Source organism: Kitasatospora sp. NBC_00070 (assembly GCF_045041205.1).
GTDB lineage: Bacteria > Actinomycetota > Actinomycetes > Streptomycetales > Streptomycetaceae > Kitasatospora.
On sequence record NZ_CP108247.1, the window covers coordinates 1854034 to 1877040 of the forward strand.

Consider the following 23007-nt stretch of genomic DNA (forward strand, 5'->3'; position numbering starts at 1 on the left):
TACCGTACGAGGCAACCGAGCCGAGCGGAGCACCCTCCATGCAGCAGTCCCTGACCTTCGCCGACGTCGAGCAGGCCGGGCGGCGGATCGCCGGCCGGGCCAGGCCGGTGGCGGTGGCGCCGTACGACTCCGGCCAGGTCTGGGTCGCGACCGAGTTCATGCAGCACACCGGCTCGTTCAAGGCCCGGGGCGCCGTCAACTTCCTGGCCGCGCACCGCGAGGCGGGCACCCTGCCGACAGCCGGGGTCACCATCGCCTCCGGTGGCAACGCCGGTCTGGCCTGTGCCTGGGCCGCCCGGGAGCAGGGGGTGCGGGCCACCGTCTTCGTCCCGGCCACCGCACCCCGCTTCAAGGTCGACAAACTGCGCGGCCTGGACGCGGACGTCCGCCTGGTCGGCACCGAGTACGCCGAGGCGCTGGCCGCCTGCGAGGACTTCGCCCGCTCCGCCGGCGCGCTGGCCTCGCACGCGTACGACCACCCGCTGATCGCCGCCGGCGCCGGCACCCTGGTGGCGGAACTCCTGGGCCTGCTGCCCGGGTTGGACACCGTCGTGGTCGCCGTCGGCGGCGGCGGGCTGTTCGCCGGGGTGGCCACCGCCGCCCGGCGGCACGGCCTGCGCACGGTGGCGGTCGAGCCGTCGGACTGCCGGGCGCTGAACGCCGCGCTGGCGGCGGGCCGGGTGGTGGACGTCCCGGTCTCCTCGGTCGCGGCCGACTCGCTCGGCGCCCGCCGCACCTCCGAGATGGCCCTGCACGCCGCCCGCCAGGACGGCGTCGTCTCGGTCACCGTGCCGGACGGCGAGATCGTGAGGGCCCGTCAACTCCTCTGGGACCAGCGCCGGGTGGTGGTCGAGCACGGCGCGGCCACCGCACTGGCCGCCCTCACGGCGCCGGGCGGCTACCGCCCCGGCCCGGGCGAGCGGGTCGCCGTCGTGCTCTGCGGCGCGAACACCGACCCCTCGGACCTGGTCGGCTGATCGGCGGTGCGCGCGGCGTCGTAGCCCGGGTCGACGGTGCCGAACAGCCGGTCCCAGGCCGTGGTGTAGAAGCCCAGGTTGACGCCGGGGTCGGTGTGGTGCCCGGCGTGGAACATCGGCAGCGCCACCCAGCGGAACAGCCGCCACCGCCGGACCCGGGCCGGGAACGGCTCCACCCCGAGGTGGCCGAGGAGCCCGAAGACCAGGTTGACGACGACGTACCCGCTGACGGCGGTGACCGACATCCCCCACAGGCAGAGCACCGCCAGCCACGTCCCGCCGAAGCCCAGCGCCTCCAGCGGGTGCAGCACGAACAGCGTGGCGGGCCCCGGGTCCGGGAAGCGGTGGTGCGTCTCGTGCACCAGCCGGTACAGGCGGCGCCGGTGCGCCAGCCAGTGCCCGCCGTACATCAGGGCGTCCATCAGCAGGGTGAGCGCCGGCAGTTCGGCCAGCGCCCGTGGCCCGGAGTCGGTCGACAGCCGGATCCACCCGGCCCGCCAGAGCAGCCAGCCGGCCACCCCGACACCGGCGTTGAGGGCCACGGCGGTCGCCATCAGCACCCGCTCCAGCGGACTGACCGGCCCCGGCGGCGGCGTCACCCGCCGCTCCCCGAATCGGCGCACCAGCCGGCCGCCCACCAGCACCGAGACCAGGAACAGCCCCACGTTCACCGCCAGCGCCCCGGCCGCCACTTCGGCCACCGACCGCCGGGCGCCCCACTCCGACAACCAGTCCACGTCCACCCCGCCCTTGTCCGTACCGGCCGGGGCAGCGTACCGGCGCGGACCCACCGGGGCCGGTCCGGCCTCACCGGGTCGAACGGGACCGGTCGCCGGACTGACGGGGCGTCACCTCGGCGTGCCAGGCTGTCGCCCGCAGGGGGAGCATCGGAGGGGGTGGCCGGATGGGAACGGCAGCGCTGATCAGGGAGGCCGGGCGGGCCGGGACGACCACCGCCCGGCTGCGCGAACTGGCAGCCGGGGAGCCGGAGGTGGCCCGGGCGGTGGCGGCCAGGACCGGACTGACCAGCGCGCTGGCCGAGGAGCTGGCGGTGCGCTGGGCCGGGGACGCGACGGGGATCGGGGTGCTGCGCGCACTGGCCGCCCAGCCCGCCACCGGCCCGGAGTGGCTGGCGCTGCTCGCGGTGCACCCCGACGAGTTGGTGCGGCGGGCCGTCGCCGCGCACCGGTCGACCCCCAAGCCGACCGTCCGGGCCCTCGCGGCGGACAGCGCGGTGGGCGTCCGCCGCGCCGTCGCGGCCAGGGAGCCGGACGGGACGGGCTGATCCGTGTCGCCCGCCGCACGGCCCACCCGCACCGGCTACCGTGGCAGCCATGGCCGGTGAGAGTGATCTGCGGAAGCTGCTGAGCGGGATGCGCCCGGAGCTCAACCCCGGGCGGTACGTGTACTGCACGCTGTCGGCCCGGGTGCCGGTCGGACTCCAGCCGATCGTCACGGTGGCCGAACCCGAGGGCCCCACCGTGGTGGTGGCCCAGGAGGAGGCGGACGCACTCGGGCTGCCGTACGAGTACGTGGCCGCCTGGATCACGCTCCGGATCCACTCCGCCCTGGAGGCCGTCGGCCTCACGGCGGCGGTGGCCACCCGGCTGGCCGAGGAGAACATCAGCTGCAACGTGGTGGCGGGCTTCCACCACGACCACCTGTTCGTCGCGGCCGCCGACGCCGAACGCGCCGTCGCCACCCTGGAGCGGCTGGCCGCCTCGCAGTCCTGAGGCGCGGGAGGTCCCGCGCGCTGATCGGGTATCGGTGTACGTACGCTGACGGGCCGTCAGCCGTGCTGCCGGTGGCACGGTCCAATCGCCCGTCCGCTCTTGACAGGTGTAGACCACTGCGGTTGAGTCCCCTCACACAGTCCCGTACCGGCCCCGCTTCCCGGCGGGCCCCCCACACCGGACGCATCTGTAGTCGATCGTGCGGCCCCCACCGCACGTAGGGGTGATGAAGTGTCGACAAAACGACTCCTGGCCCTGCTCACCGCGATGGTCGTCGCGGTCGGCCTGGCTCTCCTGATGCCCGCCGCCGCCTCGGCCGCGAGCTGTACCACCGCCTGGAACTCCTCCGCCGTCTACGTGGGCGGCACCACCGCCTCGTACAACGGGCACAACTGGTCCGCCAAGTGGTGGACCCAGGGCGAGGCCCCGAGCACCGGCGGCTCGGGCGTCTGGGCCGACCAGGGCGCCTGCGGCGGAGGCGGCGGCACGCCGACCCCGACGCCGACCGGCGGCACCTGCAGCTACCCCGCCTGGGTGGCCGGTCAGACCTACACCGCCGGCACCGTGGTCCGGTACACCGACGGCAAGTACTACGTCGCCGAGCACGACAACCCGGGCTACGACCCGGTGATCAGCACCTGGTACTGGGACCCGTACACCTGCGGCGGCGGCTCGACCCCCACCCCGACGCCCACCGTCAACCCCGGCGGATTCCCGGTCAGCGAGGCCCAGTTCAACCAGATGTTCCCGAGCCGGAACTCCTTCTACACCTACAGCGGGCTGACCGCCGCGCTCAGCGCCTACCCGGGCTTCGCGGCCACCGGCAGCGACACCGTCCGCAGGCAGGAGGCCGCCGCCTTCCTGGCCAACGTCAACCACGAGACCGGCGGCCTGGTCTACGTGGTCGAGCAGAACACCGCCAACTACCCGCACTACTGCGACACTTCGCAGTCGTACGGCTGCCCGGCCGGGCAGGCCGCGTACTACGGGCGCGGTCCGATCCAGCTCAGCTGGAACTTCAACTACAAGGCGGCCGGGGACGCGCTCGGCATCAACCTGCTGAACAACCCCAACCTGGTGCAGACCGACGCGGCCGTGGCCTGGAAGACCGCGCTCTGGTACTGGAACACCCAGAGCGGCCCCGGCACCATGACCCCGCACAACGCGATGGTCAACGGCTACGGCTTCGGTGAGACGATCCGCAGCATCAACGGCTCGCTGGAGTGCAACGGCGGCAACCCCGCCCAGGTGCAGAGCCGGATCAACGCGTACCAGAACTTCGTCCAGATCCTCGGCACGGTGGCCGGCTCGAACCTGAGCTGCTGACCCGGTGGGGCGGGTGCGCACCCCCGTCGGGCGCACCCGCCCCTGTCCTCGTCCTCAGCCGAGCTTCGCGCCCGGAGCGGCCGCTGCGGCCGGGGTGCCCGGACCGCAGGCCATCGTCGCGGTCAGCGCCTCGACCACCCGTCCGGTCTGCGCGTTGCCGTCCAGCGGGTTGACCGAGGAGCTGATCTGCCGGCGGCCGGTCGCATCACCCATCAGCAGGGTGGAGTACCCGGGGATGCCACCGTCGTGCCCCCAGAAGTCACCGCACGGCAGGGTGGTCCGGTAGAGCCCCAGACCGTACGCCAGCCCGGCCTCCAGTGCCTGCGGCGAAGGCGTCTTCATCTCCGTCAGCTCGGCCGGGCGGAGCAGCCGGCCACCGAGCAGCGCCGCGTTGAACCTGGCCAGGTCGGCGGTGGTGGAGATCCCCGCGCCCGCCGCACCCGCCATCGACGGGTTCAGCCGGGTCACGTCGGCCCGGGTGTCGCCGACCCTGAGGTAGCCCTTGGCGTGCGGCCCGGGGACCGCCGTCGAGGTCTCCGGCATCGTGGTGTCCCGCAGGCCCAGTGGCCGGATGACCCGCCGCTCCACCTCCTGCTGCCAGCTGCGGCCGGTGACCTTCTCGATCAGCAGCCCGACCACGATGTAGTTGGTGTTCGAGTAGGACCAGGCGGTGCCCGGCGGGAACTCCGGCGGATGCTCGTTGGCGATCGTCAGCAGGTCCTGCGGGCGGTAGCTGGTCCACCGCCCGGTGGCCACCCACTGCGGCAGCGCCTCCTCGCTCAGGCCGAGCCTCGGGTCGCCGGTGTAGTTGTACAGGCCGCTGGTGTGGTTGAGGAGCTGACGCACCGTGATGGTGCCGCCGTTCGGCACCGCACCCGGCAGGTAGCGCTCGATCGGCGCGTCCAGCTGCACCTTCCGCTCGGCGACCAGTTGCAGCGCCACCGTGGCGACGAAGGTCTTGGTGGTGCTGCCGATCCGGAACCGGCCGTCCGCCCGGGCCGGCGCGCCGCTGTCCAGGTCGGCCTTCCCGGCCCCGCCCTGCCAGACCGTCCGGCCGTCCTGCACCACCCGGCCGAGTGCGGCACTGGCCCCGCCGACGGCGACCACGTCGCCCAGCGCCCGGTCGAGCGCCGCGCGGTCGGTCCGGGCGGTAGCCGCCGCCGCGGCCGGCGCCTCCCCGCTTGCCGCGGCCGCCCCCGCGACCGGCGCCAGCACGCCCACCACCGTGGCGGCGGCCAGCGCCACCGCCGCCGCCCGAAGACCCGTCCGGGTCCGTCCGTTGAGCATCACTCAGTTCCCCTCGGTAGTACGCCCGGAGTCCCTTCCGGCTGCTCCACTCTCACAGCCGGGCCCCTGCGTCCGCGTCCGCCCCAGGTCCACCCGCTCTCCTCCCGGAGACCGAACCGCCTCTCCCCCTGCCGGGGGGCGGCACCCCTACCCCGTCTTGGGGTGGTGGCCGAAAACCGATCAGGGACGCCGACGGCCCGCACCCCGGGGAGGGAGTGCGGGCCGCGGCCGCTCATGGGTCAGTTCAGGCTGGTGGACATCGCGTTCAGCAGGCTGCCCGCGTTGTCGTCGTTCTCCAGGGCGAAGGCGAACATTCCGGCCAGCCCCTTGGACTTGGCGTACGCGCCACGGGCCTGGACGGCCTGCGGGGTGTCACCGGTCCAGAAGTTGGTGCCGTCGTAGATCCAGGAGCTCTCGGTCACCGGGTCCCAGTGCGTGGTGGCCGCGGTCGGCGTGAGCTCCCGCCAGGCGGCCAGACCGGCCTCCTGGCTGAGCGGCTTGGCCGGGGTCGGGCCGGTCGCGGTCTGGTAGAGACCGAAGTCGGCACCGGCCGGCACACCGGTCCAGCCCCGCCAGTAGAACGGGATGCCGAGCACCAGCTTGCCGGCCGGGAAGCCGCCCGGGATGCCGTACTCCGGCAGGCCGGTGGTGTACGCGGTGAGCGCGGTGTCCACGTTGTACTTGCGGCTGCCCGGGGTGATCGGCGTGGCCGGGTCGGCCGGGCTGTCGTGCAGCGGGTCCTGGTGGTTGGTCGGGCCCTTGGCGTCCCAGGCGCCGTGCATGTCGTAGGTCATCACGTCGGCGTAGTCCAGGTAGGCGCCGATCTTGTCGGTCTCCAGGTACTGGATCTTGTCCTGCCCGGCCGGCAGTGCGGCGGTGAGCAGGAAGCGCTTGCCGAGCGGGGCGCCGTAGGCGTCCAGCTGCTCGCGGAACTCCTTGAGCAGCAGGGTGAAGTTCTGCTTGTCGGCGGGCGAGGTGTGGTTGCCCGTGTGACCGCCGGCCGAGGCCGGGTACTCCCAGTCCAGGTCGACCCCGTCGAACAGACCGGCCACCGCCGCCACGCCGCCGGACGGGTCGCCCGCGACGTTCTTCGGCAGGTCGCCCTTGAGGAACATGGTCAGGCAGGAGGAGACGAACGCCTTCCGCTTGGCGTCCGTGGAGGCCGCGTCGGAGAAGTACTTCGAGTAGGTCCAGCCGCCGATCGAGATGGTCAGCCGCAGGTTCGGGTACTTGGCCTTGAGCTGGCGGAGCTGGTTGAAGTTGCCCTTGATCGGCTGCTCGTAGACGTCGGTGGTGCCGTCCACGCTGGTCGCCGAGGTGTAGTCCATCTGGTAGTCGGCGTACGCGTCGCCCGCGCCGTCACCCGCGTTGGGGTTGTCCTCGTGACCCGCGTCGGACGCCTTCACGGCCTCGAAGCAGGTGTGCGAGGTGGGGTGGATGTTGGCGAACGCGTAGGTGATCACGTCCAGCTTGGCGGCCGAGCCGCTGGTGTCGACGTTCTTCGCGAAGTAGGTGTTCTCGTACACGCCCCACTGGTCGAAGTAGGCCGAGCGGTACGGGCTGGTGGCCGGGGCCGCCGCCGTGGTCGCGGTGACCGGCACGGACTGGCCGGAGGCGTGGCCCGCCGCGTCGTAGCCCTGCACGCTGAAGCTCGCGGTGGTGCCGGGCAGCAGCGAGCTGACGGTGACCCTGGTGCCCATCGAGGTGGCCACCAACTGCCCCTGGCGGTAGACCTTGTAGGCCGGGACGTTGTCGGTCTGGTCGGTGGACGGCTGCCAGGACAGCACCACCGCGTTGTGCGTGGTCCGCTCCACCTTGAGGCCGGTGGGCGTGCTCACCTTGCCGTCGCCGACCGGGCCGGTCGGGCTGCTCGACGGGCTGGGGCTGCCGCTCGGACTGGCACTGGGGCTGGCACTGCCGGACGGGCTGCCGCTCGGGCTCGAACTCGGGCTGGGGCTGGTGCTGTTGGACGGCGAGACGCTCACGCTGGCGCTCGGCGACGGACTGGACCCACCCGGGCCGGTCAGCGTCAGGTCGTCGGCCCGGTAGGTGCCCTGGCCGTACCAACCGTGCGTGAAGACGGTCACCGAGGTGGTGCCCGCCCCGGTCTTGAAGCTGGTGGAGAGCTGGCTCCAGCCGGTGGCGGCGGGGGTCCAGGTCTGTGCGTTCACCCCGGTGCCGGTGGCGCCCAGGTAGACGTAGCTGCCCTGCACCCAACCCGCCAGCGTGTAGGTGGTGTTGGGCTGGACTGTGACGGTCTGCTGGCACTGCGCGGTGGCACCGGCGGTGGCCGCCGCGCTCAGCGCGTACGAGCCGCCGTGCACGGGGTTGCCGATCACCGACCCGCTGCCGCCCGCACAGCTCCAGCCGGTCAGCGCACCGGCCTCGAAGTCGGCGTTGGACAGCAGATTGACCGTGGCGGCGGAGGCCGAGTCGAGTGACGCGACCACTGCGACGCTGCCGGTGGAGAGCGCGGCGGCGAGCGCGAGCGCGCCCGCTCTGCGCCGTGAGGTGGCCCGGGGCGCGACGGGGCGCCCGGGCAGGGCTCGTTCGAGCATGGGTGACGTTCCTCCGGATGAGTGGGGTTTCCGGCGGTGCAGCGACCCGACTCGGGGAGACGGGCCACCCGGTGGGGGATGGGGAGCCCTCGGGGTCGTACCTGGGTACGACAGGTGACAGATTGGACTGGACCAATGAGGCCGTCAATAGCCCCTGCCGTCACTGATCGGCAGTCAGCAGCCGCTCTTTACCTGATCGATGGACCGTTCCACCTGGTCAGCCGGGTGGCCGCCGCGAAAGGTAAAGAAAGTTTCCATCCTTTCGCGGTGGCCCACCCCGGCAGGTCCGGCGTCAGCGACCGGACGCACCCCGGCGCCCGAACGGGCGTGGATCACCCGTCGGGCTCTCCAACCGACCCGCCGCGAAGCCCAGCCGGCCGACCTCGGCCAGCTCCCGCCGCGCCGCCGACGCCTCGCCCGGCCGCCCCAGGGCCTCCAGCAGACGGCCCTGCTCGCGCAACGCGTCGATGAGCAGCTGGTCCCGGTGCGGCTCCACCGCCGCCAGCCGCCTGGCCACGTCGGCCGCCTCCAGCGCGACGGCGAGCTGCTCCTCCGGCCGGCCGGCGAGCTGCTCCTGACCAAGCGTCAGCAGTGCCCGGGCCAGCCGGGCGAGGTAGGTCAGCGGACTGATCTCCGCAAGTGTCCGGTACGCCGCGATCTCCTGGTGGATTCCGATGCCGGACCCGAGCAGCAGCACCTGTGCTCGGAGAACCGCATCCCGGTCGACGTTCCCGTAGTGATTCATGACGGCGAGTCTGCGGGTCACCGGGCAGGCCGGACAAGATCGTTGAGCTGTGCCCTTGGTCCTACGAAAAGGCCGCCTGAGCTGTCATGATGGACATGTCGTCAACCCCGGCCGGGTGCGGAGCAACACCGCCGGCCCCGCGACCACCCCCTCCCGACCGACCGCCGGGGCCGAGCTCTGCCCGCGAGTAGACACTGTCTACGCGGCCTGGTAGACAGGGTCCATGACGACCGAGGACCTGCGCACCCGGCTGATCGCCGCCGGGGTCGAACTGCTGGACAACGAAGGGGTGCAGGCTCTCTCGCTGCGGGAGATCGCCCGCCGGGCCGGGGTCTCGCACGGCGCCCCGCGCCGGTACTTCCCGACCCACCTGGCGCTGCTCTCCGCGATCGCCCGCGAAGGCTTCGGGCAGCTCGGCGGCCGGGCGGCCCTGGTCACCGGCGGCGCGCCCCGGGCCCACCTGGCCGAACTGGCCCGGGTCTACCTCGACTTCGCCCGGAGCAACCCCGGCATGTACGAGCTGATGTTCCGCCACGACCTGCTGGAGAGCGGTGGGCTCGGCCTGCGCGACACCAGCCTGCCGCTGTTCGGGCTGCTGGTGGAGCTGGTCGCCGAGCTCCGGCCCGACCCGGCCGTGGTGGCGGGCGCGCTCTGGGCCAACCTGCACGGCCTGGCCCAGCTCGGCCGCTGGGGCAGCATCCAACTCGCCACCGGCACCGATGACTTCGAGCCCCTGCTGCGCTCGGTCCTGGATGCCCACCTCGGTCCGGAGTCCCGGTGAACCCGCGCCGCCGACAGCACCTGACCCTGGCCGGGAGCATCACCGGCGCCGTGGTGGTCGCCCTGGACGGCACCGTGCTGACCGTCGCCCAACCGTCCCTGCAGCGCGACCTGGGCGCCGGCTTCGCGCAGGTCCAGTGGACCAGCACCGGTTACCTGATCGCGGTCGCCTCGCTGCTGGTCTTCGCGGGCCGCCTCGGCGACCGGTACGGCCACCGGCGGGTGTTCGCGATCGGGGTGCTCGGCTTCGCCGCCGCCTCGGCGGCCATCGGCCTGGCCCCCGGCATCGGCTGGGTGATCGGCCTGCGGGTGGTCCAGGGCGTCTTCGGCGCCCTGCTGCAGCCCGCCACCCTCGGCATGCTCCGCGCCGCCTATCCGGCCGACCGGCTCGGCCCGCCGATCGCCCTGCGCACCGCCGCGATCGGCCTGGCGGCCGCCGCCGGACCGGTGGCCGGCGGCGCGCTCACCAGCCACCTCGGCTGGCGGGCGGTGGTCCTGCTCGGTGTCGCCCCCGCTCTGCTGGTCGGTCTGCTCGCCCTGGTCGTCCGGCTGCCCGAATCCACCCACCAGGTCCGGCTGGACCTCCCCGGCGCCGCCCTGCTCGCCCTCACCCTGGCCGCCCTGGTGCACACCCTCACCGCCCTGCCGACGGTCAGCCTGCCGGGCGCCGCCGGCTGCCTGGCCGCAGCCCTCCTGCTGGTCCGGCACGAACGCCGGACCGCCCACCCCCTGCTGCCCGCCGGCCTCCTCCGCCGGGCGGCCGCAGGCCCCGCGCTCGGCGTGCTGACCGGCGCCTCGGCCGCGATGTTCGGGACGCTCTTCCTGGCCACCTACTTCCTGCAGAACGTGCTCCTCCTCGACCCGCTGGCCGGTGGGCTGCGCGCGCTGCCTTTGGCCGTGCTGATGGTGCTGTCCGCAGTGGCGGCGCCCGTCCTGACCCGCCGTCACGGCGCCCGGGCGACCGCGGTCACCGGCCTGCTGCTGATCGGCCTGGGCATCCTGCTGCTGGCCCGGCTGGACCGGTCCTCCGGCTGGTACGACACCACCGCCGGCTTCCTGCTGCTGGGCGCCGGCTTCGGCACCGTGATGGTCACCGCGACCGCCGTCATCGTCCACCGGGCCGCCCTGGAGACCGCCGGGGTCGCCGGTGGTCTCCAGCAGACCGCGATGAACCTCGGCCCCACCCTGGGGATCGCCACGGCGGCCACCCTGACCACCCTCGGACTCACCACCGGCGCCGCCCTGCTGCCCCTCGCCGCGCTGGCCGCCGTGACCGCCGCCGTACTGGCCACCCGGCTCCCGGGGCCGACCCGGCACCGGGCCGCCCGACGGTCGGCCGGGGACGACCACGACGAGCCCGACCGTCCGTCGGAGGGCGCCCGCGAGCCCGACCGACCGTCAGACGGCGCCGGTGCGCTCCACCCGCCGGTGCGCGGCGAGCGGAACCGTCGACCGGCGTGAGCGGGGCCGCCGGTGGGCGCCCGGGGCCTTGCGGGGGACGATCCGCAGCAGGTGGTACGCGGCGAGCTGGGTGAGCGCCCCGACGGCCATCGCCAGCCACACGCCGTTCACGCCGATCTGCCGCGACAGCCCGTACCCGGTGGGGAGTTGGACCGCGAAGCCCAGCGCGGTGGCCAGCACCAGGGCCCGGCCCCGCCCGGCCGCCTGGAGGACCCCGCCGAGGCCGACCACCAGTGCGTACGGGAGCAGGTAACAGCACATCAGCCGGAGGAAGGCCCGGGCCTCCGCCGCCACCGCCGGGTCCCGGGTGAAGAGTTCGGTGAGCGGTCCGGCGGCGGTGGCACACAGGACGGTGGCCACCAGGCCGACCAGTGCGGCCAGCGCGGCCGTGTCCCGGGCCAGGACGGGCAGTCGGCCCGCCAGGCCGGCCCCGGCGCACCGCGCGGCCTCGATCCCGGCGACCTGCCGGATGGCGTAGAACGCCATGGTCGCGACCAGCAGCGTCCGGTAGCCGATGCCGTACCCCGCCACCGCCGCGACGCCGAACGAGGCCACCAGACCCAGCTGCACCATGCCGACCGCCATCCGCGCGGTGAAGTCGACGCCGAACGAGAGACCGGCGGACAGGATCTGACGCGCCGTCCGGACCGACGCCCGCCCGGGCACCCGGACCCGGCGGTGCAGCACCAGGGCGGCCGCGAGCGCCACGGCGCGCGAGCCGACCAGCGCCAGCGCGGCACCGGCCACCCCGAGCGTGGGCAGCGGTCCGACGCCGAAGACCAGCAGCGGGTCGAGCGCGAACAGCAGCAGGTTGCCGAGCAGCGCGGTCCGCATCGGCGTCCGGGTGTCCCCCGCCCCCTTGAACAGGTCGTCGGCCACCTTCTGGGCGAAGAACACCAGCAGGCCCGGGAACGCGACGGCCAGGTAGCCGGCGGCCAGGCGGGCGGCCGGCCCGTCGAGGAACAGCCCGGCCACGGACTCGCGGTACAGCGTCCCCGGGACGGCCAGGGCGGCCGAGCCCAGGCCGCACAGCCACCACGCGGTCGAACTCACCCGGCCCACCTCGGCGGTGTCCCCGGCACCGCGGGCCCGGGACAGCCGGAGGCTGGTGCCCGAGCTGACCACCAGGACCAGCCCGAGCAGCAGGTGCTCGATGCCGGTGGCCAGGGTGACCGCGGCCACCGCCGGACCGCCCAGCCGGGCCACCCAGAACGTGGTGATGATCGACGCGATCACGCCCGACAGCAGCTCGACGTAGACCGGCCAGGCCAGTCCGGCCAGCCGTGACACATGTACCCGCACGTCTTCTCTTCCCCCGAAACCTCGTCAATGCGCCTCTGACGAGGGCACATTCACTAGAGGTATCGGTGGCGGGCGAGAGCCGCCTAGGGACGAAAGTACAAGATCGAAAGTGCTGGTCAGGGCCGGGCTTGGCGATCCGTGGCAGACCCGGCCCGCCCCCGGCGGCCGGGCCGCCGTCCGGGCGGTCAGCGGGCCCGGCGGAACAGGCCCACCGGCAGGTACGGCGAGCTGACCGGCACCGGCCAGCCCATCCGGTGCACCAGGCAGGCCAGTGCCAGCACGTCCAGGTCGACCAGGGCGTCCGGTTCGGCGGGCAACTCGCCCACCGTGTAGTGCTCGCGGTGCGCCTCCAGCGCGTCGGCCAGCGCCAGCGCGAAGCCCGCCCGGTCACCCTCCACCAGCTGCGACAGCAGCTTGACCGGCGGGGCGAGGTAGAGCCCGCGCTCGTGCTCCGCGCAGACCGCGAACGCCTTGGTCACCGCGGGCACCGGATCCACCCCGCGCAGATAGTCGTGCAACGCCGCGCCGTACGCGTCGACCGGCCCGAAGTAGCAGCCCACGGTGAAGAATTCGGGGGTCACCAGCACACAGTCCGCCAACTGCCGCCGCTCCCCCGTGATCAGCGCCAGCGCCACCGCCTGCTTCCAGTGCCCGGCCCCCGGACCGTACGAGCCGGTGCAGGCCGGCAGCCGCCGGGTGGTGCCGGCCACCGTCACCTCGTACGCGCTGCCGGGCACCCCGCGCGCCAACCGGAACGCGGCCCCGCCCGCCTCGGCACCGATCCGCAGCATCTCCCACTGCCTGGGATCCCGCCCGTCCGGGTCCAGCACGGACCGCTCCAGGAAGCCCAGCACCTGCCCACGCATCAGCCCCGTCAGCGCCCGCATCACGTGCTGCGGCTTCTGCTCCGGGTCCCGGAACTTCGCCAACTCCCGCCGGGCACAGCCTTCCTGGATCAGCCGACCGGCCTCCTCGGCGTACGGGTGCCCGGGCCGGTGCACCACCAGCGGCCCGGCCGCCAGAGCCGCCAGCGCATCGGCCCGCTTCCGCCGCCCGAACCCGAGCACGCGCGGAGCGGGCTGCCGGAAACCCCCCACCAGCGCGGCCGGCAGGTAGTCCGACTCGACCTCGACCGGCCACCGGTTCCACCGTTCGGCCATCGCGGCCAGAGCGATCGCGTCGAACGGGAGCAGCGTGCGCGGCGCCGGATCGTCTCCCGCCGGACCCGCGTACCGCTGCCGGTGGCACTCCAACTGCCTTGCCAGCGCCTGCCGGAAGCCCGCCCGGTCACCGGCCGCGACCGCCCGCAGGGTGCACAGTGCGGCCCGGTGGCCCGGCCGGTCAGTGCCCTCGCCCAGCTCCTCGACCAGCCCGTCGATCACCGCCACCCGGTCGTCCGAGGACAGCTCGTCCGACGGCTCGCCCCCGCCGTAGACGTACGCCAGCAGCGCGTGTACCAGCACCACGTCGGCCCGCTGCTCCCGGCCGCGCAGCGGCGGGGCCGCCGCGACGAACAACTCGTCGTGCTCGTCCGACAGTCTGGCCACGAAGGCGAGGAAGAACGGCGCCAGCCAGGCGTGCGCGGTCACCTCGCCGGGCTCCTCGGCCTTCCGGTCCTCGCCGTAGGGGACCCCGGTCCCGGTGTACTCGATGAACACGTGCGGCTGTCCGGCCCGGCCGACGCCCAGCGCCAGCGCTCCCACCGCTGCGGCGGCCGCCGACTCACAGGCGATCCTGGCGTCCTTGCCGGCCAGCTCCGGGCTGTCGACCGACCGCGCACCGAGGTAGTCCAGGAACGAGTCCGCCACCAGTTCCCAGCCCCAGGCCGGGGATTCGTCGTGCTGCATCCGGTGCACCTCGCCCCCGACCCGCTCGGCGAAGTTCTCCACCGCGCTGCTCACCGCAGCCTCGCCCACCCGGTGACGCTCGATCCGCACCGTCCCACCCCCATGCCGCGCACCCCGCCCCGTTCGGGCAGCTCCAGGATAGGCAGACGAACTGACTGAGAGTCAGCCAGCCCCCGTCGCTCCCGATCGGAGGCGTTCCCGAGCTGACCAGGTGTCAACTCCTGGCCTGGCCAGGAGGGTTCGATCCGACGGAGGGCTCCGGAACGTCGCGCTCCGTAGTTACCGTCCCCCCATGATTTCTGTGCGGCTCCGACCTTCGTCGTGGGCCTGACCGTGGCCGTCTTCTCGCTCGGCATCATGGTCGGCCGGAGCTGGGGAGACGGCCCCACCGCGACCCTGACCGTCCCGTCGCACACGCCCTGACGGGACGGCGGCCGGCGGGCGGTGGCTCGCGGGGTTCAGGCGAGGGCGGCGGCCAGCAGGGTGAAGGCGGCGACCAGGACGGCGACGCGGGCGTAGTGGTAGCGGTCCCAGCGGTCGCTCTGCTCCCGCCAGTCCGCAGGCCGGTTCTCGGGGGTCCACGACTTGCTCCGGTTGTTGATCGGGACGAGCAGCAGGATCGACATGACCACACTCAGGACCAGCAGCCCGGCGCCGGTGACGACCAGTCCGGTACCGGACTGGTGCCACCGCCCGGCGGCCCAGACGACGGCGAGGACGAGGGAGCCGATGTACCAGAACGGCATCAGGGCGCCGAGCATCCGGCCGCCGTGGGCGCGACCGAGCTGGTAGCTGTCCTCGGGCAGTGCGCCGAGGATCCGGTTGATGATGAAGGCGACCGAGAGCTCGACCCCCACCAGCAGGCCGACGACCACGACGGTGAACACCTCGAGTGCGTTGAGCATGATGACCCCTCCTGGGATCTAGCGCCGCTAGATGACGTGCCTACGGTAGTACTACTGCCGCTCCCCTGTCTAGCAATGCTAGAATCGAGTCATGTCGGTACAGGAACGCAAGGAACGCGAACGGGCGGCCCGCGAACACCTCATCGTGGCGACGGCCCGCGAACTCGCCGAGCAGCAGGGCTGGGACGCGGTCACCACCCGCAGGCTCGCCGAGCGCATCGAGTACAGCCAGCCCGTCCTCTACAGCCACTTCCGCGGCAAACGCGAGATCATCGGCGCCGTCGCCCTCCAGGGCGCCACCGAGATGGCCGCCGCACTGCGAGCCGCGACCGCCGCCGCGGACAGTCCCCACACCAGGGTCACCACTCTCGCCCGCGCCTACCTCGACTACGCCGAACACCACCCGGCGGTCTACGACGCCATGTTCCAGCTCGACGGCGGCCTGGCCTTCGCGCACCAGGACACCCCCGAACCGCTCAAGGACGCCTTCGCCGCACTGCTGGAGACCCTCGCCGCAGTCGCCGGGGACGGCGTCCACCCGGGACTGTTCACCGAGACCTTCTGGGCCGCCCTGCACGGACTGGCCACCCTCACCCGGGCCGGACGGCTCCCCCCGGCCGAAGCCGGGCAGCGGGTGGAACTGCTGGTGAGCCGACTCGCCATCACCTGACACACCGTCCGAGACGACGTCAGCCGGCCCCGGGGCAACCGCCACTGCCGTGCGCGGCGCCCCGGGGTATCCGGGCCAGGGACGGCGCTACACCGTGGCAGGCACCGCTGCCGCCGCTGCCGCCGCCTGGCCACGGGCCCGGGCGCGCTTGGCGTACAGCAGGGTCCAGGCGATCAGCGCGCCCGTGACCGCGTACGAGAGAACGGAGTTGAGCGTCACCATGGCGCCGGTGCTGAGCTCGTACGACAGCGCGACCCGGACCGCCGCCTCGGCGACGTAGACGACACCCCACCCGATGGTCAGATTGCGCTGGACCTTGCGGAAGCCGGGCAGCGCCCAGAGCCCGTTCCAGCGCTCGATCCCCTCCGCCGTCCCGTCCGTGCCGAACTTCCGGCCGAAGTAGAACATCAGCGGCCGGGGCGCGGCGAGTGTCGCCAGGCAGACCACCCCGAACAGCCCGGTGACCAACGACTCCTTCACCAGCAGCAGTTGCGCCGACTGCGGCCCGGCCACGGCCACCAGCGCGGTCAGCCCGAGGAAGATCAGCGACAGCGCGGCGAACTCGTCGATCCGACGGTGCCAGGCCAGATAAATCGCCATGTCGACAACCGGCCACAGCGCCGACACCAGCACGGCGGACACCTCGCTGTGGCCGTGCTCGACCAGCTGGTTGTACGTGATGATCGGCGCGACGATGTTGCACCCGATCGTCAGCGCCCAACCGGCCGCCGCCGACCCGCCCTTCCGAACCGGAACCTGCTCCGACATGGTCTCCCCCGAATGATCTTTCCGATGTGCCGGAGGGGACCCTAGTTGACCGGCTGCCGACCACGCCAGCCTCTTGCGCCCCACCACTACCGCACGAGATCGTCCGGCCGCCCGCAGCCTGCTCCCCAGTCCCCAGGGCGCAGCTCGGTTCGCTACGTTCGAGCCGGGCAGCAGAAGGGCCCCTGACCTGTGACTACACAGGTCAGGGGCCCAACTTCAGCCAGGCGACGGACGAGTCAGCCTGTACGCCGGGTTCTGTCTCCCGGGGTGCTTGCGCGGCCCGGGGAGGCGGTCATCCATCTAGGGCTGCCGTTGCCGACAGCCTCGTGCGGTCTACCCGCGGACTCGGGCGAGCAGCCCTCGTGCATCCGCGCACGGCGCCCGAAGGCACCGATCTTGACCTTGCTCCGGGTGGGGTTTACCGAGCCGGCCGAGTCACCTCGGTCGCTGGTGGTCTCTTACACCACCGTTTCACCCTTACCTCCGGCCGAAGCCGAAGGCGGTCTGTTCTCTGTGGCACTGTCCCGCGGGTCACCCCGGGTGGGCGTTACCCACCACCCTGCTCTGTGGAGCCCGGACGTTCCTCGGCGAGCCCCCGAAGGGACCCGACGCGACCGCCCGGCCGGCTCGTCCGCCGTACTGGTCATCGTAGCCGGTCGGGGACCGCGCCCCGGACAGGCCGTGGCCAGGGACGCGGCCGGGAGGGCTCCCGCAGCTGCGACGGGTCGAGCCCGGCGGCGACCCGGTGTGCGGTGCCGACCGCCCACGGGGTGGTGGTGACCCAGCCGAGCAGCAGGACGGTCAGGCCCAGACCGGTGATGATCCACCAGCCTGCGTGGCTGGCGGCCGGGAGCCCGACCGTGGCGGTGACGGCGCTGGTCACCACGGTGCCGATCACCGCGACGCCGAGCGACTGCCCGATCTGACGGCTCGTCGAGGCGACCGCGGCGGCCACCCCCGCCTGCGCCAGCGGCATGCCGGAGACCGCGGCGTTGGTGATCGGGGCGTTCACCAGCCCGAAGCCCAGCCCGAACAGGGCGTACGCGACCAGGAGCAGCGAAGCGGACGAGTCGGCCGCCAGCCGGGTGAGCAGCAGCCCGCTGGCGGCCAGCGCCGCGCCGGCGCCGAGCAGCGGGTACCGGGGCCCGTACCGGCCGACGATCCGGCCGGAGAACGGGGCGGCGACCAGCGTCAGCCCGGCCATCGGGAGGGTCCAGAGCCCGGCCTCGACCGGGCCGTAGCCCCGGACCTCCTGCAGGTAGAGGGTGTTGACGAAGAGGAAGCCGCCGAGCGCGGCGAACGCGCAGACCGCCGTGACGGTGGCGCCGGTGAACGGGGCGCTGCGGAAGAACCGCAGGTCGATCAGCGGCTCGGGCACCCGCCGCTCCCACCAGGGCAGCACCAGCAGCGAGGCGAGCGCGACCGCCGCCAGGGTGAGGATCAGCGGCGAGGTCCAGCCCTGCCCCGGGCCCTCGATGATCACGGCGGTGCCGGCGCCGAGCAGCAGCACCATCAGCAGCTGCCCGACCGGGTCGAGCCGCCGGGGCCGGGGCGCCCGGGACTCGGGGACGTGACGGAAGGTCAGCAGGCAGGCGGCCAGCCCGATCGGGACGTTGATCAGGAAGATCGACGGCCAGCCCGCGCTGTCCACCAGGAAGCCGCCGATCAGCGGCCCGAGCGCCATGCTGATGCCGACCACGCCGCCCCAGACCCCGATTGCCCTGGCCCGCTCGCCCGGGTCGGTGAAGGTGTTGGTGATGATCGACATGGCCACCGGGTTGAGCATCGAGCCGCCCACCGCCTGGACCGCGCGGAACGCCACCAGCCACTCCAGCGAGGGCGCCAGGCTGCACAGCAGCGAGCCGAGCACGAAGAGCAGCAGCCCGGCCCGGAACACCCGGCGGCGGCCGATCCGGTCGGCGACCGAGCCGGCGAGCATCAGCAGCGAGGCGAGCACCAGGGTGTACGCGTCGATGATCCACTGGAGGCCGGAGGCGGGCGCGTCGAACTCGCGCCGGATGGCGGGCAGCGCGATGTTCACCACCGTGTTGTCCAGCCCGACGATGAACAGGCTCAGGCAGCAGATGCCCAGCACCAGCAGCCGCCCACGGCGGTCCAGCTCCCCCGGGGAGTCCATCAGGCGGGCGCGAAGCGGACGGTCCGGGTGACCGGGTCGGCCAGCGTGAGCCGGACCTTGATCCGTTCGCCGAGCGGCAGCCGGGTGCCCTCGTCCGCCTCGCAGCGGGCCACCACGGCGGGCTCCCGGAGCTGGACGGTGCCGCTGGTGGGCCGCCGTTCGTCGATGTCGACCACCACCGCGTCGAACCGTTCGCCCTCCCGGCCGCGCAGCAGCTCGGCCTCGACCAGGTCGACGCAGGCCCGTTCCACCTCGCGGGCCCGGCGGTCGCCGGCCGCCATCAGGGCCGGTACGCCGAGCAGCTGCTCGCTCACCCAGTGCGGGATGTCGGTGCCCCCGGCCACCGCCGCGCAGATCTCCTGGGCGTAGCGGTCGGCCAGCCGCCGCAGCGGCGCGGTGCAGTGCGCGTACGGGGCGGCCAGCGCGGCGTGCCCCGGGTCGGACGGCGGCGCGACGCCCTGGGCGGCGTCGAAGGCCTGGTACCCGGCGCCGCGCAGCAGGCCGGCGCACTCCTTCAGGAACGCGGCGTGGTTCGACCGGCCCGGGTCCAGCGACCGGATCAGCACGGGGTACGGGGTGCCCTCCGGCCAGTCCACCTCCAGCGCCTTGGCGATCCGCCGGAGCCGGGCGTACGCGCTCTCCGGGGCGGCGGGCAGGGTGCGCAGCAGGCCGACCCCGGCGTCCAGCATCAGCTCGGCGGCGGCCATGCCGGTGAGCAGCGAGATCTGCGCGTTCCAGCCGTCGGCGGCGAGCGGGGCCCGGTACGCCAGCCGGTAGCCGCCGTCCGCCGGCTCCACCTCCTGCTCGGGGATCGGCAGGCTGACGCCGCCGCGGTCCGCCTCCCTGGCCTCCCGCAGCCGGCCGATCTCGGCCAGCAGCCGGAGCTGGTCGTCGGCCGCGCCGGAGTCGATCGCGCCCTGCACGCCCGCGTAGTCCAGCCGGCGGCGGGAGCGGACCAGTGCGCGGCGGACGTCGGCCAGCAGCACCACGCCGTCGGCGTCCAGGTCGAGCTGCCAGAGCAGCGCGGGCCGCAGCTCGCCGGGCAGCAGGCTGGCGGCGGCCTCGGAGAGCCGGGGCGGGTGCAGCGGGATCCGGGTGTCGGGGAAGTAGAGGGTCTGCACCCGGCGCCTGGCCTCGGTGTCGATCGCGCCCTCGGGCTGGACGAAAGCGGCCACGTCGGCGATCGCGTAGTGCACCCGGTAGCCGCTCCCCCGGCGGCTCAGGCCCATCGCCTGGTCCAGGTCCATCGAGCCGGGCGGGTCCAGGGTGAACAGGGCCAGGTCGGTGGCGTCGAACTCGGGCAGCCGAGGCACCCCGGCCACCCGGTCCGCCTCGGCCAGCACCTCGGCGGGCCATGCGGTCCGCAGCCCGAGCCCCTCCCGCAGCTCCGCCAGCTCGCGGTTGATCCGAGCGGTGTCGGCGGCCCTGATCCTCAGCTGTTGACGCGGCATGCTGGCAGCGTACGGCCGCCGGGAGCTGACGGCCTGTCGGACCGGGCGGCACGTACAGTGGGAGCGTTCGTTGCCACAGAGTGTTGAAGGGGTGTCGCCGTGCTGGTGCTGTTGCCGCCGTCGGAGGGGAAGGCTGCTGCGGAGGCCGGGGTGCCGTTGGCGCTGGCGGAGCTGTCGCTGCCCGGGCTGACGGCGGGGCGGCGGGCGGTGTTCGAGGCGCTGGTCGGGCTGTGCGAGGGCGATCCGGAGACGGCGCGCGGGGTGCTCGGGCTGAGCGAGGGGCTGCGCGGCGAGGTGGCGAAGAACGCCGGGCTGCGGACGGCCGGGGCGCTGCCCGCGGGTGAGGTGTACACCGGGGTGCTGTTCGACGCGCTCGGGCTGGCGAAGCTGGACGAGGCGGCGTACGCGCTGGCCGAGCGCACGCTGCTGGTGTTCTCCGGACTGTGGGGCGCGGTGCGGGTCGGCGACCGGATTCCGCCGTACCGGTGCTCGATGGGGGTGAAACTTCCTCCGCTGGGGGCGCTCGGAGCGTACTGGCGGCGTGAGATGGCCGAGGTGCTGCCCGAGGTGGCGGGCCGGGGCCTGGTGCTGGACCTGCGGAGCGCGGCGTACGCCGCCGCCTGGAAGCCGGCCGGGGAGACCGCGGCCCGGACGGCGACCGTGCGGGTGCTCCAGGAGCGTGAGGTGGACGGGGAGTTGAAGCGCTCGGTGGTGAGCCACTTCAACAAGGCCACCAAGGGCAGGCTGGTCCGCGACCTGCTGAACGCCGGCCTCGAACCGGCCTCGCCGGGCGAGCTGGTGGACGCGCTGACCGGGCTCGGCTACCGGGTCGAGGTCTCCGCCCAGGGGTCCGCGCGCAAGGCGTGGCAGCTGGACGTCGTGGTCACCGAGATCCACTGAGTCCCCCCTCGGGGGGCAGATCGCACCGGGTGGCCGACGAACGCACCCCGCTGACCGGGTTCCTGGACCACGAGCGGCAGACCCCGGCGATGAAGTGCGCGGGGCTGACGGCCGGTCAGCTGTGGACCACGGCCGTGCCGCCGTCGGCGATCTCGCTCCGGAGGGGCGGCGGACCGCCCCTCCGGCGGGTCAGCGCAGGTGCGAGGTGTCGTTCAGCAGGCGGACCGAGGCGTTGCCGTCGGCGTAGTACTGCACCGCGCAGAACGAGGCCGCCGAGAGCTCCATCCGGTACAGCGAGTCCGGCGGGGCGCCGAGGGCCAGCCGGACCAGCGTCTTGATCGGGCTGACGTGCGAGACCACCAGCACCGTCTTGCCCGCGTAGCGGGCCAGCACCTTGTCCCGGGCCACCCCGGCCCGGTGGGTCAGCGTGGTGAAGCTCTCGGTGCTGCCGGTCGGCTTCGCCTTGGCCGAGCCGAGCCAGGCGGCCAGGTCCTCGGGGTGGCGCTCCTGCACCTCGGCGAAGGTCAGCCCCTCCCAGTCCCCGAAGTCCAGCTCGCGCAGGCCGTCCTCGTACCGGACCTCCAGGCCCAGCCGGGTGGCCACCGCCTCGGCGGTCTGCCGGGTGCGCTGCATCGGCGAGCTGACGACGGCCTGGACGGTGCCCCGGGCGGCCAGCGACTCGGCGGCCCGGGCGGCCTGCCAGAGGCCCTTCTCGGAGAGCGCCGGGTCGGTGCCGCCACTGCCGGAGAACCGCTTCTCCGGGGTGAGGTGGGTCTCGCCGTGCCGGAGCAGCACGAAGGTGGTCGGCGTGCCGAGGTCGGCCGGGCCGGCCCAGCCCGCCTTCGGCGCGGCGGGCGCGGGCAGCGGCTCGTCCACCGGGGCGACCGGCGCGACCGGGCGGGCCTTGGGCTCCCACTGCCGGCCGGCCTTGCCCGCGTCCATCGCCTCGTTGGCCAGCCGGTCCGCGTCCTTGTTCTTCTCGCGCGGGATCCAGCTGTACTTCACCTGGGAGCGCGGCAGCACGGTGGCGGCCTCGGCGGCCAGCGGCTGCATGTCGGGGTGCTTGATCTTCCAGCGGCCCGACATCTGCTCGACCACCAGCTTGGAGTCCATCCGGACGTCCACCCTGGCCTCCGGGTCCAGCTCGTGCGCCGCCCGCAGGCCCGCGATCAGGCCCTTGTACTCGGCCACGTTGTTGGTCGCGCGCCCGATGTACTCGGCCACCTCGGCGATGATCTGGCCGGTGTCCCCGTCCCGGACCACCGCGCCGTAGCCGGCCGGGCCCGGGTTGCCCCGGGACCCGCCGTCCGCCTCGACGATGAACCTGCGCCCGGCCATCGGATCAGACGCCCGACTCGGCGGTGCGGACCAGGATCCGGCCGCAGTTGTCGCAGCGGACCACGGCGTCCTTGGCCTCGGCCTTGATGCTGTTCAGGTCGGCGGCGGCGAACTCGACCCGGCAGCCCTCGCAGCGGCGCTGGAACAGCCGGGCCGCACCGACGCCGCCCTGCTGCTCGCGCAGCCGGGTGTAGAGCTTGATCAGGTCGGCCGGCAGCACCACGGCCACCGCCTCGCGGTCCCGGGTGACCTTCTCGGCGTCGGCGTCGATCTCGGCGAAGGCGGCGTCCCGGCGCTCCTCGGCCTCCTTGAGCACCACGGTGGAGTGGTCCAGCCGGGCGGACAGCTCGGTCACCCGGGTCTGCGCGGACTCAAGCCGCTCCATGACCTCCAGGACGACGTCCTCCAGGTCGGACTGACGCTTCGCCAGCGAGCCGACCTCGTGCTGGAGGTTCTCCAGGTCACGCGGGGAGCCGACCGCGCCGGAGTCCAGCCGCTGCTGGTTGCGGGCGGTCCTGGCCCGGACCTGCTCCACGTCGCCCTCGGCCTTGGTCAGCTCGCGCTCGGTGTCGCCGAGCTGGGCCTGGGCGGCGATCACCAGGTCCTTGAGGGCGGTGTGGTCGGCGGTGGCCTTGTCGATCTCGGCGTGCTCGGGCAGGCTGCGGCGCCGGTGGGCCAGCTGGTCGAGCCGGGAGTCGAGGGCCTGGAGGTCGAGCAGGCGGATCTGGTCGGCGGGCGCGGCGTTCAAGGCTGGGGGCTCCTGTTTTTTTGTCTGTCAGCAAGTCGGTCGGCGGGTAGCGCCAGGGGCGCGGCAGGCTTCGG

Annotated in this window: 20 protein-coding genes and 1 other RNA gene; 8 read left to right on the forward strand and 13 right to left on the reverse strand. The window is 73.6% G+C overall.

Going from position 1 to position 23007, the window contains the following annotated elements; translation table 11 throughout:
• The first annotated feature begins 38 nt into the window (after positions 1 to 38).
• The gene (locus OHV05_RS08600; protein ID WP_405017123.1) at positions 39 to 977 is read left to right on the forward strand and encodes a serine/threonine dehydratase; all 939 of its coding nucleotides are present in this window, start codon (positions 39 to 41) and stop codon (positions 975 to 977) included.
• Here OHV05_RS08600 and OHV05_RS08605 read toward each other — a convergent pair.
• Positions 899 to 1768, reverse strand: a complete 870-nt coding sequence (locus tag OHV05_RS08605) for a sterol desaturase family protein (RefSeq protein ID WP_405017124.1) — start codon at positions 1766 to 1768, stop codon at positions 899 to 901. The two genes, OHV05_RS08600 and OHV05_RS08605, sit on opposite strands and share 79 nt — an antisense overlap.
• 113 nt (positions 1769 to 1881) lie before the next feature.
• On the opposite strand from OHV05_RS08605, the gene OHV05_RS08610 reads away from it, so the two are divergent.
• From OHV05_RS08610 to OHV05_RS08620, 3 genes are all read left to right on the forward strand, one after another.
• Entirely contained in the window at positions 1882 to 2262 is a 381-nt protein-coding gene (locus tag OHV05_RS08610) for a hypothetical protein (RefSeq protein ID WP_405017125.1), read from the forward strand.
• A gap of 49 nt (positions 2263 to 2311) precedes the next feature.
• Positions 2312 to 2710: an ACT domain-containing protein gene (locus OHV05_RS08615; RefSeq protein WP_405017126.1), complete on the forward strand. Its 399-nt coding sequence runs from the start codon at positions 2312 to 2314 to the stop codon at positions 2708 to 2710.
• Between the two features lie 267 nt (positions 2711 to 2977).
• A complete protein-coding gene (locus tag OHV05_RS08620) occupies positions 2978 to 4036 on the forward strand; it encodes a glycoside hydrolase family 19 protein (RefSeq protein ID WP_405021414.1) in 1059 nt (352 codons plus the stop codon).
• 54 nt (positions 4037 to 4090) lie between these two features.
• Here OHV05_RS08620 and OHV05_RS08625 read toward each other — a convergent pair whose 3' ends face one another.
• The 3 genes from OHV05_RS08625 to OHV05_RS08635 all read right to left on the reverse strand — a co-directional run bounded on the left by OHV05_RS08625 (position 4091) and on the right by OHV05_RS08635 (position 8626).
• Positions 4091 to 5323, reverse strand: a complete 1233-nt coding sequence (locus OHV05_RS08625; protein ID WP_405017127.1) for a serine hydrolase domain-containing protein — start codon at positions 5321 to 5323, stop codon at positions 4091 to 4093.
• 239 nt (positions 5324 to 5562) lie between these two features.
• Positions 5563 to 7881, reverse strand: coding sequence for a glycosyl hydrolase family 18 protein (locus tag OHV05_RS08630; RefSeq protein WP_405017128.1), 2319 nt, complete (start codon positions 7879 to 7881; stop codon positions 5563 to 5565).
• Between the two features lie 292 nt (positions 7882 to 8173).
• Complete coding sequence (locus OHV05_RS08635; RefSeq protein WP_405017129.1) at positions 8174 to 8626, reverse strand: hypothetical protein; 453 nt, start codon at positions 8624 to 8626, stop codon at positions 8174 to 8176.
• A 223-nt stretch (positions 8627 to 8849) separates the two neighbouring features.
• Between OHV05_RS08635 and OHV05_RS08640 the strand changes: the two genes are divergently transcribed.
• Both OHV05_RS08640 and OHV05_RS08645 read left to right on the forward strand, forming a co-directional pair.
• Positions 8850 to 9407 carry a TetR/AcrR family transcriptional regulator gene (locus OHV05_RS08640; protein WP_405017130.1) on the forward strand — a complete coding sequence of 186 codons (558 nt, stop codon included), beginning with the start codon at positions 8850 to 8852 and terminating at the stop codon, positions 9405 to 9407.
• Complete coding sequence (locus OHV05_RS08645) at positions 9404 to 10867, forward strand: MFS transporter (RefSeq protein ID WP_405017131.1); 1464 nt, start codon at positions 9404 to 9406, stop codon at positions 10865 to 10867. The genes OHV05_RS08640 and OHV05_RS08645 overlap by 4 nt, the downstream gene beginning before the upstream one ends.
• Here the strand turns inward: OHV05_RS08645 and OHV05_RS08650 are convergent.
• The 3 genes from OHV05_RS08650 to OHV05_RS08660 form a co-directional block, all read right to left on the reverse strand.
• Positions 10805 to 12169 carry an MATE family efflux transporter gene (locus OHV05_RS08650; protein WP_405017132.1) on the reverse strand — a complete coding sequence of 455 codons (1365 nt, stop codon included), beginning with the start codon at positions 12167 to 12169 and terminating at the stop codon, positions 10805 to 10807. The genes OHV05_RS08645 and OHV05_RS08650 overlap by 63 nt on opposite strands.
• Positions 12170 to 12354: 185 nt before the next feature.
• Entirely contained in the window at positions 12355 to 14106 is a 1752-nt protein-coding gene (locus OHV05_RS08655) for an immunity 49 family protein (RefSeq protein ID WP_405017133.1), read from the reverse strand.
• A 368-nt stretch (positions 14107 to 14474) separates the two neighbouring features.
• Positions 14475 to 14921 (reverse strand): anthrone oxygenase family protein, encoded by a 447-nt coding sequence (locus OHV05_RS08660; RefSeq protein ID WP_405017134.1) that lies wholly within the window; start codon positions 14919 to 14921, stop codon positions 14475 to 14477.
• A 91-nt stretch (positions 14922 to 15012) separates the two neighbouring features.
• Between OHV05_RS08660 and OHV05_RS08665 the strand changes: the two genes are divergently transcribed.
• The gene (locus OHV05_RS08665) at positions 15013 to 15591 is read left to right on the forward strand and encodes a TetR/AcrR family transcriptional regulator (RefSeq protein ID WP_405017135.1); all 579 of its coding nucleotides are present in this window, start codon (positions 15013 to 15015) and stop codon (positions 15589 to 15591) included.
• 87 nt (positions 15592 to 15678) lie between these two features.
• Here the strand turns inward: OHV05_RS08665 and OHV05_RS08670 are convergent, their stop codons facing one another.
• The 4 genes from OHV05_RS08670 to OHV05_RS08685 all read right to left on the reverse strand — a co-directional run bounded on the left by OHV05_RS08670 (position 15679) and on the right by OHV05_RS08685 (position 19947).
• On the reverse strand, positions 15679 to 16359 hold the full coding sequence (locus tag OHV05_RS08670; RefSeq protein WP_405017136.1) for a VC0807 family protein: 681 nt from the start codon (positions 16357 to 16359) through the stop codon (positions 15679 to 15681).
• Between the two features lie 228 nt (positions 16360 to 16587).
• Positions 16588 to 16989: RNase P RNA component class A (gene rnpB, locus OHV05_RS08675), an RNA gene on the reverse strand.
• Between the two features lie 13 nt (positions 16990 to 17002).
• Complete coding sequence (locus OHV05_RS08680; RefSeq protein WP_405017137.1) at positions 17003 to 18496, reverse strand: MFS transporter; 1494 nt, start codon at positions 18494 to 18496, stop codon at positions 17003 to 17005.
• Complete coding sequence (locus OHV05_RS08685) at positions 18496 to 19947, reverse strand: RNB domain-containing ribonuclease (RefSeq protein ID WP_405017138.1); 1452 nt, start codon at positions 19945 to 19947, stop codon at positions 18496 to 18498. The genes OHV05_RS08680 and OHV05_RS08685 overlap by 1 nt, the downstream gene beginning before the upstream one ends.
• Before the next feature lie 99 nt (positions 19948 to 20046).
• Between OHV05_RS08685 and yaaA the strand changes: the two genes are divergently transcribed.
• Complete coding sequence (yaaA, locus tag OHV05_RS08690) at positions 20047 to 20847, forward strand: peroxide stress protein YaaA (RefSeq protein ID WP_405017139.1); 801 nt, start codon at positions 20047 to 20049, stop codon at positions 20845 to 20847.
• Between the two features lie 189 nt (positions 20848 to 21036).
• Here yaaA and OHV05_RS08695 read toward each other — a convergent pair whose 3' ends face one another.
• Together OHV05_RS08695 and OHV05_RS08700 are read right to left on the reverse strand one after the other, a co-directional pair.
• Positions 21037 to 22185, reverse strand: a complete 1149-nt coding sequence (locus OHV05_RS08695; protein WP_405017140.1) for a bifunctional RNase H/acid phosphatase — start codon at positions 22183 to 22185, stop codon at positions 21037 to 21039.
• A 4-nt stretch (positions 22186 to 22189) separates the two neighbouring features.
• On the reverse strand, positions 22190 to 22933 hold the full coding sequence (locus tag OHV05_RS08700; protein WP_403032933.1) for a zinc ribbon domain-containing protein: 744 nt from the start codon (positions 22931 to 22933) through the stop codon (positions 22190 to 22192).
• Positions 22934 to 23007 lie beyond the last annotated feature (74 nt).